The sequence below is a fragment of the Roseovarius bejariae genome (assembly GCF_009669325.1).
In the GTDB taxonomy this organism is placed as follows: Bacteria; Pseudomonadota; Alphaproteobacteria; order Rhodobacterales; family Rhodobacteraceae; genus Roseovarius; species Roseovarius bejariae.
The window spans coordinates 897,704-912,690 of record NZ_SZWE01000001.1; the positions used below are offsets into that span (position 1 = coordinate 897,704).

General features: G+C 60.7%; 16 protein-coding genes. 7 read left to right on the forward strand and 9 right to left on the reverse strand.

Going from position 1 to position 14,987, the window contains the following annotated elements; all coding sequences use genetic code 11:
* Positions 1 to 38: 38 nt before the first annotated feature.
* Genes FDP25_RS04320 through FDP25_RS04335 form a run of 4 tightly spaced genes read left to right on the forward strand, consistent with a single transcriptional unit; the run spans position 39 to position 2,486 of the window.
* Positions 39 to 242 carry a DUF6494 family protein gene (locus tag FDP25_RS04320; protein ID WP_154149272.1) on the forward strand — a complete coding sequence of 68 codons (204 nt, stop codon included), beginning with the start codon at positions 39 to 41 and terminating at the stop codon, positions 240 to 242.
* Positions 243 to 244: 2 nt separating this feature from the next.
* Positions 245 to 1,306, forward strand: coding sequence for an iron-sulfur cluster carrier protein ApbC (gene apbC, locus FDP25_RS04325; RefSeq protein ID WP_343031956.1), 1,062 nt, complete (start codon positions 245 to 247; stop codon positions 1,304 to 1,306).
* Complete coding sequence (locus FDP25_RS04330; RefSeq protein WP_154149276.1) at positions 1,303 to 2,010, forward strand: biotin/lipoate--protein ligase family protein; 708 nt, start codon at positions 1,303 to 1,305, stop codon at positions 2,008 to 2,010. Before apbC ends, FDP25_RS04330 begins: the two co-directional genes overlap by 4 nt.
* Positions 2,007 to 2,486: a DUF6505 family protein gene (locus tag FDP25_RS04335; protein WP_154149278.1), complete on the forward strand. Its 480-nt coding sequence runs from the start codon at positions 2,007 to 2,009 to the stop codon at positions 2,484 to 2,486. Before FDP25_RS04330 ends, FDP25_RS04335 begins: the two co-directional genes overlap by 4 nt.
* A gap of 1 nt (position 2,487) precedes the next feature.
* Here FDP25_RS04335 and FDP25_RS04340 read toward each other — a convergent pair whose 3' ends face one another.
* The 3 genes from FDP25_RS04340 to FDP25_RS04350 all read right to left on the reverse strand — a co-directional run bounded on the left by FDP25_RS04340 (position 2,488) and on the right by FDP25_RS04350 (position 4,734).
* Positions 2,488 to 3,297 carry an MBL fold metallo-hydrolase gene (locus FDP25_RS04340; RefSeq protein ID WP_154149280.1) on the reverse strand — a complete coding sequence of 270 codons (810 nt, stop codon included), beginning with the start codon at positions 3,295 to 3,297 and terminating at the stop codon, positions 2,488 to 2,490.
* A 70-nt stretch (positions 3,298 to 3,367) separates the two neighbouring features.
* Positions 3,368 to 3,988 (reverse strand): enoyl-CoA hydratase/isomerase family protein, encoded by a 621-nt coding sequence (locus FDP25_RS04345; RefSeq protein ID WP_154149282.1) that lies wholly within the window; start codon positions 3,986 to 3,988, stop codon positions 3,368 to 3,370.
* Entirely contained in the window at positions 3,985 to 4,734 is a 750-nt protein-coding gene (locus FDP25_RS04350) for an SDR family oxidoreductase (RefSeq protein WP_154149284.1), read from the reverse strand. The genes FDP25_RS04345 and FDP25_RS04350 overlap by 4 nt, the downstream gene beginning before the upstream one ends.
* A 171-nt stretch (positions 4,735 to 4,905) precedes the next feature.
* Between FDP25_RS04350 and FDP25_RS04355 the strand changes: the two genes are divergently transcribed.
* A complete protein-coding gene (locus FDP25_RS04355) occupies positions 4,906 to 6,405 on the forward strand; it encodes a hypothetical protein (RefSeq protein ID WP_154149286.1) in 1,500 nt (499 codons plus the stop codon).
* 295 nt (positions 6,406 to 6,700) lie between these two features.
* Here the strand turns inward: FDP25_RS04355 and FDP25_RS04360 are convergent, their stop codons facing one another.
* The 4 genes from FDP25_RS04360 to leuS form a co-directional block, all read right to left on the reverse strand.
* Positions 6,701 to 7,369: an NnrU family protein gene (locus FDP25_RS04360; RefSeq protein WP_154149288.1), complete on the reverse strand. Its 669-nt coding sequence runs from the start codon at positions 7,367 to 7,369 to the stop codon at positions 6,701 to 6,703.
* A 73-nt stretch (positions 7,370 to 7,442) separates the two neighbouring features.
* Positions 7,443 to 8,468: a DNA polymerase III subunit delta gene (holA, locus tag FDP25_RS04365; RefSeq protein ID WP_154149290.1), complete on the reverse strand. Its 1,026-nt coding sequence runs from the start codon at positions 8,466 to 8,468 to the stop codon at positions 7,443 to 7,445.
* The gene (lptE, locus tag FDP25_RS04370; protein ID WP_154149292.1) at positions 8,465 to 8,956 is read right to left on the reverse strand and encodes an LPS assembly lipoprotein LptE; all 492 of its coding nucleotides are present in this window, start codon (positions 8,954 to 8,956) and stop codon (positions 8,465 to 8,467) included. The genes holA and lptE overlap by 4 nt, the downstream gene beginning before the upstream one ends.
* Positions 8,943 to 11,630, reverse strand: a complete 2,688-nt coding sequence (leuS, locus tag FDP25_RS04375) for a leucine--tRNA ligase (protein ID WP_154149294.1) — start codon at positions 11,628 to 11,630, stop codon at positions 8,943 to 8,945. Before leuS ends, lptE begins: the two co-directional genes overlap by 14 nt.
* Positions 11,631 to 11,782: 152 nt before the next feature.
* Here leuS and FDP25_RS04380 point away from each other — a divergent pair, with 152 nt between their 5' ends.
* Positions 11,783 to 13,051 carry a glycosyltransferase gene (locus FDP25_RS04380; RefSeq protein WP_154149296.1) on the forward strand — a complete coding sequence of 423 codons (1,269 nt, stop codon included), beginning with the start codon at positions 11,783 to 11,785 and terminating at the stop codon, positions 13,049 to 13,051.
* Here FDP25_RS04380 and FDP25_RS04385 read toward each other — a convergent pair.
* The gene (locus FDP25_RS04385; protein WP_154149297.1) at positions 13,045 to 13,524 is read right to left on the reverse strand and encodes a DUF3576 domain-containing protein; all 480 of its coding nucleotides are present in this window, start codon (positions 13,522 to 13,524) and stop codon (positions 13,045 to 13,047) included. The genes FDP25_RS04380 and FDP25_RS04385 overlap by 7 nt on opposite strands.
* 137 nt (positions 13,525 to 13,661) lie before the next feature.
* Here FDP25_RS04385 and FDP25_RS04390 point away from each other — a divergent pair, with 137 nt between their 5' ends.
* Entirely contained in the window at positions 13,662 to 14,315 is a 654-nt protein-coding gene (locus FDP25_RS04390; RefSeq protein WP_154149299.1) for a YggS family pyridoxal phosphate-dependent enzyme, read from the forward strand.
* An 18-nt stretch (positions 14,316 to 14,333) separates the two neighbouring features.
* Here the strand turns inward: FDP25_RS04390 and FDP25_RS04395 are convergent, their stop codons facing one another.
* Positions 14,334 to 14,831, reverse strand: a complete 498-nt coding sequence (locus tag FDP25_RS04395; protein WP_154149301.1) for a L,D-transpeptidase family protein — start codon at positions 14,829 to 14,831, stop codon at positions 14,334 to 14,336.
* Positions 14,832 to 14,987 lie beyond the last annotated feature (156 nt).

Below are 14,987 nucleotides of genomic sequence, written 5' to 3' on the forward strand. Positions count from 1 at the left end.
AGTGCCTGCGTCAACGATCATGAAGAAAGGAAACTGAAATGAGCGATGATATCGGCGATTTCAATATGTCCATGCGCAAATTCCTCAAGCAGGTCGGCGTGACCTCGCAGCAGGCCATCGAAGACGGACTGCGCAATGCGGGGGACCTTGAGGGGCGCGAGTTCAAGGCCAAGATTACATTGACCGTCGAGGGCCTGGATGTGGATCATGAAGTAACTGGCATCATTAAGGGACAAGGCTGACCGTGGCAGTAACAAGAGAAAGCGTTCTTGAGGCGCTCAAGCAGATCACAGATCCGGTCAGCGGATCGGATGTTGTCTCAGCCGGGATTATCCGAGGTCTGAATGTCGAAGGCGAAACCGTACGTTTTGTGCTGGAGATCGACCCGGCCAAGTCGCAAGCCTATGAACCTGTGCGCGATGCCGCCGAGGCCGCGGTGAAGGCGCTCGGGGCCTCCGAAGTGTCGGCGGTTCTGACGGCCCATAGCGCCAAGGCCCCGCCCGACCTCAAGCCACAAAAGAAGGCTGAGCCACAGGGCCCAGAACGGGTGCCGGGTGTCCAGCACATCATCGCCATTGCCAGCGGCAAGGGCGGCGTGGGCAAATCCACAGTTTCGGCCAACCTGGCCTGTGCGCTTGCCGCCGAGGGGCGGCGCGTGGGGCTTCTGGATGCCGATGTTTATGGCCCCAGTCAGCCGCGTATGCTTGGCGTGTCCGGCCGTCCAGCTAGCCCCGATGGCAAGACCATCCTGCCGATGCGCAACCATGGGGTTACCATGATGTCCATTGGCCTGATGACCAACGAGGATCAGGCCGTCGTCTGGCGCGGGCCCATGCTCATGGGCGCGCTGCAACAGATGCTGATGCAGGTGCAATGGGGGGCACTTGACGTACTTCTGGTTGACCTGCCACCCGGCACGGGCGACGTGCAGATGACCTTGGCACAGAAAACCGTTGTCGATGGTGCCGTGATCGTCTCGACCCCGCAGGACGTGGCCCTTCTGGACGCCCGTAAAGGGATCGACATGTTCAACCAACTGAATGTGCCGGTTCTGGGCATGATCGAGAACATGAGTACGCATATCTGCTCAAGCTGCGGACATGAGGAGCATGTGTTCGGTCATGGCGGGGTCAAGGCGGAATGCGACAAGCTGGGCGTGCCGCTTCTGGCCGAGGTCCCCTTGCATATCGACATTCGGATGGCCTCGGATGGGGGCGCCCCCATAGTGGTGTCGAAACCCGATGCACCACAATCTCAAGCCTTCCGCGACATCGCGAAACAGATGGTGGCACAGGGGGTCGCATGAGCACACCGGCCTTCCCCCCGCTGATGTCGGGCCACCCGGTGGACGCAGGCATTGATCCCTTCGAGAAGGCCTGCGCCATGGCCTCGCTTGGCTGCGACGCGGGGCTGATTGTTTACAACGTGGCGGCCAACCGGCTGGCTGCTGCGCTTGTCATGGCGCCCGAAGTGCCGCTTGAAAAGGCCATGGCCATGTTGCCCGCCTGTGGCGTGGGGTTCCAGAATGCGCTTGGCGCTCTTGGGCCGCCCGAAGTGGCGGTGCACCTGGAATGGGCGGGCGGTCTGCGCATCAACGGGGCCGCTTGTGGAAGGCTGCGGGTGATGGCCAGCACCGATGACCCCAAGGAACAGCCCGATTGGCTGGTCGTGGGGCTGGAGCTGCCTCTCGTGCTCGCCGGGGGGCAGCCGGGGAAGCGCCCGGATGACACCGCCCTTTACGAGGAAGGCTGCGCCGATGTGGATGCCACCGACCTCCTTGAGGCATGGGCACGCCACACACTCAATTGGATCACCCGATGGGACGATGAAGGCCCGCGCCCTTTGCATTCGGAATGGCGTGGATTGGCCCATGGCATCGGCGAGGACGTTACGCAAAACGGCCAAAGCGGTGCGTTCCTTGGCGTCGACGAAGATTTTGGCATGTTGCTACGGAAGGATGATCAAACCATGCTGATGCCGCTTAGCACCGTATTGGAGCACGATAGATGAAACTCGCCCGCGCCATCCATTTCGACGAAAGCGATATGCGTGTTTACGCCAACCCTGCCCGCACCGGCGAATGGTGCATCTCGGGCGGGTTCGAATTTTCCAACTGGTCCGAAGGCGACTTGGCAGGCAAGCAACGGCAGGCCTTCGCCAATGGCTGGCTCGGGTGTGATACATTTGGCCGGGTGACATTCGTCGCCGTCACCCAGATCGAAGAGGCAGAGCGCGGCGCACTATCAGCCGCCCTTGCCCAGCATTTCGTCGAGATCTACGGCGCCCCGAGTGTTGAGGCCGCCCTGCCCGTCGCGGACGACGAAATCGCTCATATGCTCGATTTGTGCGAAGATCACGCGCCGAACACATTGTTGACCGTTGCACGAGAGTTGACCGAATCCGGCGTACGCGAGAGCTTTCGCATGATCGAAGCGCAGGACGCAGGGTTAGAGCAATTCGCGATTCACGGGTCTCTAGACGAATAGGTCATTCGCGAAGATACGACGGGCGCAGAACCATGATCGTCGGGTCATCCGGCAGAGTGCGCAGCGAAACCGTCATCGTGCTTTCCCCTGTCTCGACGATGCGGAACTCATCCTCCATCCCGGCAAGGAACCGTCCAAGTGACCCATCCGCGAACCAGTGCATCGGGATCACGATCCGCGCCTTGAGACGGCGCAGGACGTTCATCATGTTCTCAAGCGGCATGGTATAGCCACCATCCACCGGGGCCATGACCACATCCATACGGCCAAGAGCGGCATATTGCGCGTCGCTTGGTTCGTGATGCAAGTGCCCCAAGTGACCAATGCACAGGCCCGCCGTCTCGAAGACGAAAATCGAATTGCCTTTGGGCTCCACCCCGCCATAAGAGCGGATGTCTGTCGGAACATTTCGGATCACCATTCCACCCAAATCGACATGATGATCGGCCCCCTCCCCGAAATCGCCCCAGCCCCGCAAGACATGGGGAATGGCCGGATCGGGATGGGCGGTCCAATGGGTGGAATGAGCATGATTCATCGTCACCACATCAGGGATGAAATCCACATTGCCGATGAAGCCCGTGAAATCCGTCACCGCCGAAAGTCCATCCTCGGCCTGGATGAGAAAGGAGGCATGGGCGATATACTGCAATCGCACCGAGAATTCCGGCACCGGCGCACGGAAACTGGCCTTGTGCAGATATTGCAGACCCGGCACGCTATCGGCGATGGCGATGCAATGACTTGGTCGGCGGTCTTGCGCCTGCACCCCCGTGGCGATCGTCAGCAAAAGCAAGACAAGACGGATCATGGCTTTCCCTCCTTTGACGCAAAGGAAAGGTAGCACATGTTAACGATAAGTCAGCTTTTTCCGCCCTCGATCACGGTGCTGGGCGGCACATTCCCTTGATCGTTGCGACGTGGATGGCATCGGCCCCAAGAGTATCCTCAGCAATCTCACGCACGCTCGGCATGAGTTCTTCAGCCGGCACAACCCGGTCAAACAGCCCCCAAGACAGCGCCTCTTGATCGGTGACCTTCTGGCCACCCATCAAGATCATCTTGGCCCTGGAGGGCCCGACAAGTCGGGTCAGACGGCCGGGATCGGATGGTTGCGGCAAGAAACCCAGCTTCATCACTGGATAGAAGGCCTTGGCCCCTTTTGCCGCGATGCGCAGATCACAAGCCAGAACCATCCCCATGGCCCCACCCGCGACAGTGCCATTGAGCGCCGTAATCGACAGCCCCGGAAAGCCGGCAATGGCCGAGGACAAACGCTCCCATACCGCTGATGTGGCAAGGCCCGCGCGCGCGGCCTCAAGGTCGGCCCCTGCCGAGAACACCTTGCCCTCGCCAGTCAGAACGAACACACGCGCATCCTCATGCGCAGCCTCGGCGATACGGGCCAGTTCCACCAACATTTCCTCGGTCAGCGAATTGGCCTTGTCCGGGCGGTTGATCGTCACGATCCAAAGCCCGTTATCTTTTTCCAAATTGATCATGTAAGTCCTACCTTTTTGCGAATGCCCTCATCCCGAAGGCTGATTTCCTCGCCCAGATAATCATCAGCATCCGGGCCACACATCCACAATAGCGCCTTGGCCGGCCATTCGGGCGGGATGTGGTCGGACCAATCCAATTGGCTGACCGGGTTGATACCGCTCTGCTTGATCTGGTGTTGCATGTCGGTGGCGACGGTCCCGGGCGACAGGCCCATGACGCGCAGGCCCTGACCGGCCGCCTCCTTGTGCGCGCACATCGTCAGCATGGCGGCGCCCGCCTTCGATGCGCAGTAATGGCTCCAGCCCTCAAGCGGGTTATGCGCCGCGCCGGAACTGATCGTGATGATCGTCCCGTGCCCGGCCTCTTGCATGACGGGCATGGCCGCGCGCATCCCGTTGTAAACGCCCTTGAGGTTGATATCGATGGCATGGCCCCAGCCCTCGGGATCGGATGTAGCCAGCGGGGCAATCGGTTCGATGACACCGGCGTTGCCAATCAGAACATCAAGCCCGGCAAACGCCTTGAGGCACGCCTCCACAGCCGCCTGCATCTCCCAAAACCGGCTGACATCACAAGGGATCGCAATTGCATGCTGGCCGATCTCGCCTGCCAGATGGGCAATCGCGTCTCCATTGCGCGCCACAAGTGCCACATTTGCCCCGGCCTCAGCAAAAACGCGGGCCGTGGCCGCACCGATGCCTTTGCTTGCGCCCGTGATAAGAACCGTCTTTCCAGTGAGTTTCATGAATCCACCTCTGGCTTGCTGCTGGCCAAGTGGTACCTGCACGCGCCGCTGGGGTCCAGTCAGATCGCCTCTTGACCCTGTCCCGCGTAAAGCCGAAGCTGACGCCGATATATTGTTGGACAAGAGGCCACCATGAAAGCTTTGATCAACTCGACCGCGTCCGCGGCAACAATGGCATTTTTCACAACGGGATCCGTAGCTTATGCCGATGTCACGGCGTCTGACGTATGGTCGGACTGGTCCAGCTACATGGCCGGGTTCGGCTATCAAATGTCGGGCGACGAAACGCAATCAGGCGATATTCTGACGATTGAAAACCTGAAGATGACGATGGAGGTGCCCGACGGTGACGACAATGCAGTCGTTGTCGTTTCTCAATTGGGGCAGTTACAATTCCAGGAAAACGGGGACGGTACCGTCTCGGTCCTGCTTCCCGACGTCATGCCAATCACCGTTTCGGTCGAAGGCAACGAAGATATCCAAAGCACCGTGGCCATGGAATACCGGACCTCGGGGCTAGACTTCATCGTGTCAGGAAACCCTGGTGCGATGACGTATGACTACACGGCCGACCAAATGACAATCGCGCTTGTCGATATCGAGACCGCCCCCAATGATGTAGACTTTGGCACGGCGGAGATGACCATCAACGACATCGCGGGGACGGCTGATGTTACGGTCAACGACGCTCTGCGCGAGACTCAAGGCAACATGACCAGTGGGCCTGCGACCTACACGCTGGACATGACCGACAGCAAATCGGGTGAGCGGGTGCAGGCCTCTGGCGAGTTCAACGATTTCGCCTACAGCGGGACTGCCATGACCCCGGTGGTGCGCTCGGCCATGGATATGGCGGCCCTGCTTGAAGCAGGGCTCGACATGTCTGGCCGGTTTGAGCATGGCGGCGGGTCCTCGACCTTTACGGTTCAGGATGGCGACGACACCATGAGCGGAAGCAGCCGCACCGACAGTGGCGACCTTGAGTTCGCGATGAGCCAAGAACAGATCCGATATGGCGGAACGGCCAATGGAATGGCAATGTCCTTCAGCGGTGCCGAAGTCCCTTTTCCCATTGAAATCGCTATGGAAAAATCCGCCTTCGGCCTGACCATGCCGATCAGCGAAAGCGAGGACCCGCAAGACTTTGCCCTGTCCATCACCTTGGGCGATTTCACCATGTCCGACATGATCTGGGCGATGTTTGACCCTGCGGGCGCCCTGCCGCGCGATCCGGCCACGGTGGCGATCGACCTTGCGGGCAAGGCCAAGATGTTCGTCAACATGATGGACCCCGAACAAATGGCCGAGATGGAAACCGGCGATGAGATGTTCGGCGAACTGAACGCGCTGACGATCAATGATATCACGGTCCGCCTGGCGGGTGCTGAACTGACCGGGGTGGGTGACTTTACCTTCGATAACAGCGACTTGGTAAGCTTTGGCGGCATGCCCGCGCCCGAGGGCGAAGCAGACTTGAAACTGGTGGGCGGCAATGGCCTTCTGGACAAGCTGGTGGAAATGGGCCTTGTCCCCGAAGATCAGGCCATGGGCGCGCGGATGATGATGGGCCTCTTTGCCGTCCCCAGCGAGGAAGAGGATGACACCCTGACCTCGAAGATCGTGGTCAATGAAGAAGGTCATGTTCTGGCCAATGGTCAGCGGCTCAAGTAACACTTTCGCGGCGCGGTCCCGGAGACCGCGCCGCGAATCGCCTCTAACCCATTGGTTAACAACGAATTCCCGTTTCTGTATCACCTCGGCATAACGTCGGTATCGCGTCGGTATTCTTTCCCGCAAACCGGCAATTTAACAGAGCGTACGGTGAGTTTCGTACAAAACGTACGTGAGTTTCGTACGCTCCGGCGCACCAAGCAGCACGGCACAGGCCGACACAAGCCACTCCGAACAACGAACCCCCGAAATGGCTTATGCCCCCATGGGTCCAAGGACTGTCTGCACCCCCCTCTTACAGTGCAGAGACGCCGATGACATAGGGATGCGCCCAGAGAAGCGTGGCGAAGAGCCCCAAAGCAAATGCCAGCCGCCCGATAAACCCCGTCCAAGAGGCCGGGGCTTGCAGGAGCGGGGCCGCCCGGCGCTGTGCCTCAAGAGCCTGCCACTGCTCTGCCCCCATCTCCCGGCGTTTGCGCCGGTCGATCAAGGCATGGCCCGCGACCGCGAAACTGCCCAGAACGCCGAACAGCAGGACATGCGCCAAATCGCCGTTCGGCAACAGGTGCACCCCCGCCCAGATCGCCAAGGCAAGCAGGATCGGATGACGTGTAAAGCGAGTGACTCCGGGCCGTTCGGGATCGTAGCGGTCGTTATGGGCCCCGCCGAATGAGAAGGGATTGGGCCGTGCAATACTCAGCGCGAGGATCAGACATACCGTTAGCATACCCAGGTGCGCCGAGTGGCGCTGCCACAGCATGTGCGGCCAGAGTTCCACGTAGGGGGCCTGCCCTGCGGCCCAGATCAACAGCACCAACATCGCCGTCGACAGGAGCGAATATCCCATCCCGAAGCCACGCGCGCCGAAGGTTCGTGTCAGGCGCGCCTTGATGCCGGGGCGCACGGGAATCGAGTGCGTCAGGAAGAATGCGACGAAGACGGCGGCAAAGGCGGTCCAGCTCATGGGTCTTTCTCCGGTTTTGGCCGCAGGGGCGCAGGTAATTCAACACGATGACCGAAATGCCAAGCCCAAACCCCTAGCGCGCCGCCATCATCGCCAGCCGGATCAGCGCGCGTTCGACAAGGGCCATTTCCGGGGCGTGCTGCCCGGCGGAACGTAGTTGCAGGTCGGTCTCGGTCAGCAGGCTAAGCGCCTGTTCCAGTTTGGACGCCCCCCAGTTCTGGGCTTGCCGCAGCATCCGGTCGCGGCGCGGGCCGAAAACGGGCGGGCGCACACGACCCATGCCTTGGGCCGCACCGCCGGGATCGGAGGCGGCAGTGTAGAGCGTGCGAAAGTGGCGGGTCGCGGTGATACAAAGGCTCACGGGTTGCACCCCTTGGGCGCGCAGGCGTTTCATGACCGGGCCGATTTCACCCGAGCGGGCCTCGGCCACGATGTTGAGGATGTCATCAAGTTCAGCTTCGGTGGAACTGGGCGCGCAGGCGGCGATGTCCTCAGGCGTGAGCGGCCCCTCATCACCATATTTGTAGAGGCCCAGTTTTTCCATTGTCTGTCGGAAATCCCCCGGGTCGAGCTCTCGCGCAAGGGCGGTGAGGTCGCGCATCGCGTCATTGCCGATGTCGCGCAGGCCGGATTTGGCCAGTGTCGCCTCGATCTCGTCCCTTGAGGGGGGGTCGTCATAGATGGCGGCGGCATAGGCGTTGGGGTGGCCCTCGAAGAGTTTACGCAGTTTGGAAGTGGCCTTGAGTTGTCCGGCCGTCACGATGATCTGGGCATCGCCCTCCTGCCAGTCTTCCACGGCTGATATGATCGTGGGGGCCATGGCATCGGTGGCATCCTCGACGAAGGCCACGCGTGGACCGGGAAAGAAGCCTTGGGCCTTGATGGCATCCAAGAGCATCGCAGGGTCTTTGCGCAGATCGGCGGCGGGGATGCGAGTCAGGCGCATTTCCTCTTCGCCCTGCGGGCCGATGAGGGCGGCGATGACCTCTTGCCGTTTGAGGGCCACGCGCATCCCATCCGGGCCATAGATCAGAAGGCCCGTGCGGTGCGCCTCGGGCTTGGCGAAATAGCCCGGCGCGTCGCGCCCGGTCAGTTTCATTCCGGCAGACCCCCGGAGGCCGCGATAAGACGGGTGGTGACTTGATCAGCCAGAATGGTCATCAGCCGCTCCTTGGCGTCACGTTCGGCCGCTTGCCTTGCAACCGTCGTGCCCGAGGCGGAATAGGAGGTAAAGCTATCCACCTTGCCCGAGGTCAAAACCTCACCCGTTCCAAGGTCGCGCAGGGCATAGGTGACACGGCCCAGCAGGTTGACCCGGGTGGCAACGTTGCTGGCTGAGATGGCGGCGGATTGTTTGTCGAGCGTAATGGAACAGGCAAGCCCGAAACGCGCAGGGGCCGGGCGGCCCAACCGATCCTCAAGCGCGCGCGTCAGAAGATACCCCGCGCGGCTGTCGGGTTCATCAACTGCAATGGCGCCTTGCAGGTTTTGCGCCGCGCCCTTCGGGCCGTAGGCCGGCGCAAAGCCACAGCCCGCCACGAGGGTGGCGGTGCCAAGCAGGAAAAAGCGGCGGTTAAACGACGACATTGACGATCCGACCGGGGACAACGATGACCTTCTTGGGTTGGGCCCCATCCAACGCCTTGACCACAGCATCGGTGGCAAGCGCGATTTTTTCAACCTCTGACTTGTCCATATCTTTCGGCACTTCGATTTCAGCGCGGCGTTTGCCGTTGATCTGGATGGGCAGCGTAACGCTGTCTTCGACCAGCATGGCGGGGTCGGCCTTGGGCCACGGGGCGTTGACGATCAGGCCCTCGCCGCCTTGGTGCGCCCAGATGTCTTCGGACAAATGCGGGGTCATGGGTGACATGAGTTGCGCAAGGGTCATGATGGCCTGACGTTGGGCCGCTGCCCCGGCTTTGGATTTGGCCAGCGTGTTGGTAAAGGCGTAAAGCCGCGCGATGGCGGCGTTGAAGCCGAAGCTTTCGACGCCCATCGTCACGTCATGGATGGCCTTGTGCATCTCGCGCAGCAGGGCCTCGTCGCCCTCGCCTTTGGCGTCAGCGTCCATCTGGGCGATACGATCACAGAGGTTCCAGACGCGATTGAGGTGCTTATGCGCGGCCTCGGCCCCGGCCGCGGTCCATTCCACGTCACGCTCGGGGGGGCTGTCGGACAGGACGAACCAGCGGGCAGTGTCGGCGCCGAAGGCCTCGATGATGCTGACCGGGTCGACGACATTATTTTTAGATTTGGACATTTTAGCAGAGGGGATGACTTGCACTTTCTTGTCAGGCGTCAAACCTTGCCATCGTACAAACATGCTGGCGGGGTCGTTAGTATTCACTAAATCGTTTTTTTCGGATCGTAAGGTCGCAACGTCATCTTTCAAGAATGCAAAATCTTTTCCATCCAAAGAATATTCAATTACTTCCTCAGGGTAGTGGAATACAGGGCGCATATCTCTTTGCGTGCGGTAGATTGCATGCGTCACCATGCCTTGGGTGAAGAGCGCATCGAAAGGTTCGATCGCTTTTTCCGGCAGGTGGCCGCAGATCTGCATCGCGCGGGCAAAGAAGCGCGAATAGAGCAGGTGCAGGATCGCATGCTCAATCCCGCCGATATATTGATCGACGTTCATCCAATACTCGGCCTCGACCATGTCGGTGGGGGTTTCAGCGCGGGGTGCTGTGAAGCGGGCGAAGTACCATGAGCTATCCACGAAGGTATCCATGGTGTCGGTTTCGCGCTGCGCGGGCGCACCACAAGCGGGGCAGGTGCAATCGCGCCACGTGGGGTGACGATCAAGCGGGTTGCCGGGCACCGAGAAGTCAATCGGCTTGCCGCCCTCGTCATAGGGCAGTTGGATGGGCAGGTTCTCTTTCTTTTCCGGCACCACGCCGCAGGTGTCGCAATGGACCACGGGGATCGGGCAGCCCCAGTAGCGTTGGCGGCTCAGGCCCCAATCGCGCAGGCGGTACTTGGTGACGCCTTGGCCGACGCCATTGGCCTCGCAGAAGTCGATGGCAGCGTCGATGCCGTGATCGCCGGTTTGCAGCTCTTCACCCGCGAATCCCCTGACATAGCGGACTTTCTCGGATTTCGCAGGCACGTAGGCCGGGCCGCCGTCTTCGGGGCTTTGATAATCCTCACCGGGGGTTTCCGGCTCGAACGTGGAGGCGACGGGGAGGTCGTATTTGCGCGCGAAATCAAGGTCGCGTTGGTCATGCGCGGGGCAGCCGAAGATCGCGCCGGTGCCGTAATCCATCAAGATGAAGTTGGCGACGTAAACCGGCAGTTCCCACGAGGTATCGAACGGGTGGCGCACGCGCAACCCGGTGTCAAAGCCCTTCTTCTCGGCCTTTTCCAGTTCCTCTTCCGAGGTGCCCATGCGGCGGCATTCGGCGTTGAAGGCGGCCAGATCGGCGTTGTCTTTCTCCAACTGGCGGGCCAGCGGGTGATCGGGCGACACGCCGATGAAGCTGGCCCCGTTCAGGGTGTCAGGCCGCGTCGTATACACCTCGATCCGGTCGTGGCCCTCGGGGCCGTCAATGAGCGAGAAGGCGAACTGCAACCCGCGCGACCGGCCAATCCAGTTTTCCTGCATCAGGCGCACTTTGGCGGGCCAGTTGTCGAGGCCGTCCAGTGCATCCAGCAATTCCCCGGCGAAATCCGAGATGCGGAAGAACCATTGGGTCAGTTCACGGCGTTCCACCAAAGCGCCCGAGCGCCAGCCGCGCCCGTTTTCCACCTGTTCGTTGGCCAGCACGGTCATATCCACCGGGTCCCAGTTGACCACGGCGTTCTTGCGATAGACGAGACCCTTTTCGAGGAAATCGAGGAACAGCGCCTGTTGCTGGCCATAGTATTCGGGATCGCAAGTGGCGAACTCGCGGCTCCAGTCGATGGAGAGGCCAAGCGGCTTCATCTGGGCGCGCATGTCGTCGATATTGCCGTAGGTCCAATCCTTGGGGTGGCCGCCCGATGCCATGGCGGCGTTTTCGGCGGGCATCCCGAAGGCGTCCCAGCCCATGGGGTGCAGCACGTTATGCCCGGTGGCCAGCTTGTAGCGCGCGATCACGTCGCCCATGGTGTAATTGCGCACATGGCCCATGTGGATACGGCCCGAGGGATAGGGGAACATCTCAAGCACATAGTACTTGGGTTTGTCCTCGGTCCGGGTGGCGCGGAAAATCCCGGCCTTTTCCCATGCCTCTTGCCACTTGGCTTCGATCTCGGACGGCGAATAGCGCGACATATGCAACTTACCCTCAAGGTGGTCTTGATATTTACCATTGCGTGATAGGCCGCAAGGCGCGCGGGGTCCAGTGCCCAAGCCCAAAAAGACAGGGCTTTGCAGGTATTCCGCCCGTGCCTATAACGAGAAAAACGGTATCGAGTGGTCCCTGCATGAAAATCCTGTTCATTCACCAGAACTTCCCTGGCCAATACAAGCACCTCGCGCCGCTTCTGGCCGCGCAGGGGCATCAATGCGTGGCGCTGACCTTGAAGGTGAAAAAGCCGACCAAGTGGAACGGTGTACAGGTCGTTCCCTACGGCCTGCCGAAACGGTCGGGGCAGAACCTGCACCCGTGGCTGGTTGACCTGGATACCAAGGTAACGCGGGGTGAAGCCTGTTGGCGGGCGGCGCGGGAGTTGAAGGACAAGGGGTTCGCGCCGGATTTGATCCTGGCGCATCCCGGTTGGGGCGAGTCGATGTTTTTGCACGATGTCTGGCCGCAGGCGCGGATCGGGCTGTATTGCGAACTGTACCACCACGCCGAGTATCCGCACCTGAATTTCGACCCCGAGTTCGACAAATCCGCCGACACGCAGGCGCAGGCCCTGCGTATCCGGATGAAGAACATCAACAACCACCTGCATTTTCCCGCCGCCCATGCCGGCATCAGCCCGACACTGTTTCAAGCCGACACCTTTCCAAGTGAATTTCGCGAACGCATCACCCTCAGCCACGATGGCATCAATACGGCCACCTCATGCGCCAATCCCGATGTACGCTTGAAAATCGAAGGGCAGGTCGACGTGACCCGCGACGATGAGGTGATCACCTTCGTCAATCGCAACCTTGAACCCTATCGCGGGTATCACGTCTTCATGCGTGCCCTGCCCCGGTTGCTCAAGGAACGGCCCAAGGCAAAGGTTCTGATCGTCGGCGGCGACGAGGTGAGCTATGGCGCGCGGCCGCCCAAGGGGCAGACATGGAAACAGATTTTCATCGACGAGGTGAAAGATCGCATCGCCCCAGAGGATTGGGAGCGCGTGCATTTTCTGGGCCGCATCCCTTACGACACGTTCACGCAGCTATTGCAGGTGAGCCGGGTACATATCTACCTCACCTACCCCTTTGTCCTGAGTTGGAGCTTGATGGAGGCGATGAGTTGTCAGGCGGCGATCGTCGCGGGCCGGGTGGCCCCAGTGGAAGAGGTCATCACCCATGGGGAAACCGGGCGGCTGGTGGATTTCTTCGATGGTGAGGCGCTTGTCACCGAGGTTTGTGACCTGTTGGAGGATGAGGCGGCGCGCACAAGCCTTGGAGCGGCGGCGCGAACCCTTATGCGGGAACGATATGACCTGCATTCGATCTGCCTGCCCCGGCAAGTCGAGTGGGTCAAAGCCCTAAGCGAGATACATGTGGATGACCGCGGGGGCGTTCAGTAACGCCCTGCCTGAACCCGCAATTGCCGAGCGCGGGCCAGAATCGCGTCTTCCACGGCGCGTTGCGTGCCTGCACTGACAGGGCCGCCACGGGTTTGCAGCGCCACGTTGAGCGACCGCGCGTCAAGCGCCGGGTCGCTGATGAGGACCGTCGCGCGATAGGCGCGACCACCGCCCGGCGGTGTGCCGTACCCGGTTGAAATCACGCCGGTAAAGGGATCGGCGCTTTGGACCGGCAGGAAATCGAGCACATCGAGAGACGCTGTCCAGAGGAAGCGGTTGACCTTGACCCCGGCATCCGCGTCACCCGAGAAAATGTCAAACAAGCCGCCTTCGTTGCGGTACTTATCAGCCTCACGCCCGGATTCGACTTCCCAGGCTTTCGGATTCAGCTTTGTCTCGCGTTCGCCGCAGCCGGCCAATACGACCAATGATGCCATGGCCAAGCCGGCGATTTTCGAGGAAAAGGTCATCATGCTACCGTCCACCTTTGTTTCCCTACCCTACTATCCAACGTGGGCACACGGGGCAAGATGTTTGCGGGGATTGTGGAGAGGCGCGGCTTTATGGCAAAGCAGACAAGACCGCCGCAAAGCATGAAAAGGGGCCGCATATGAGCCTTGAGGACATCCAGACCCGTATCCGCAAAGCCGAGGCCGAGGCCGGACGCGCCAAGGGGAGTGTCAGGCTCATCGCGGTATCGAAAAAGCAACCGAACGAACGGGTCGAGGCGGTTCTGGATCAGGGCCACCGGGTTTTCGGTGAGAACCGCGTGCAGGAAGCCGCCGCTAAGTGGCCGGAATTCCGAGAGAAATTCGAGGGGGTGGAGCTGCACCTGATCGGGCCCTTGCAGACCAACAAGGTGCGGCAGGCCTTTGACCTGTGCCAGTATATCCATGCGGTGGATCGGCCCAAACTGGCGAAAACCATTGCACGGATCGCGCAGGAAGAAGGCCATTGCCCCGGGGTGTTCATTCAGGTGAACACCGGCGAGGAAGAGCAGAAAGCCGGGATACTGCCGAGTGAGGCAGATGATTTCATCAAGGAATGCGAGGGGTTGGACCTGCCTGTCGAAGGGTTGATGTGCATTCCGCCCGTGGAGGAAGAGGCCAGCCTGCATTTCGCCCTTTTGGCAAAGATTGCAGCGCGCAATGGCCTTGAAGGGCTGTCGATGGGGATGAGTGGCGACTTTGAAAAGGCCATCGCCCTTGGGGCCACTCATGTCCGGGTGGGCAGCGCGATCTTCGGCGAGCGAAACTACGAATAACTCTTTCGAATCAACGCCCTAACCGCGGATGATAAGGCGGCTTCCGTAGCTGATTCCCCGCGCGATCCGGCGCAGGTGATCGCGGCGGAAGGCGATGCAGCCTTCGGTGGGGTAATGCGGCCTGCGCCATTGGTGCAAAAAGATGCACGATCCACGGTTTGGGACGGCGTAGGGCCAGTTCCAGTCGGTGATGAGGATCAGGTCATAAAGCGGGTCGGCCCGGCGCAGGGATTCGTGCGATCCGGAATAAGGCTTTGATACCAATTGGTTATAGACTTCACAATTCGAATCATCCGACCACAGGTCACGCGGAGTGATCGGCACGGCCCATGAGGTCGGGCGCGCCATGCGGTCGGGGCGGTACATCAGGCCGACAATGCGATGCACGCCCACGGGCGTTGCGCCATCTCCCTCATGTTTACAAGCACTTAGCCCGCCCTTACCAATGGAGCAGGGATAGCGCCGCCCGCGAAAACGCAGGCCCAAAGGGGTCAGGACAAGGTCATCAGGGGTCATGGCAGCCTTTGCGCAGGATTTTCGTACGAGTCGTACGAAGATGCCCCCGGTTTCGTACGAAACTCAAGGGGGCCGGCCAAAGGATCGTACGAGTCGTACGACATCCCGCCCTCAAAGCGATGCGCGACGCGCCCGGAGCCATGCGCCCCGGACGCC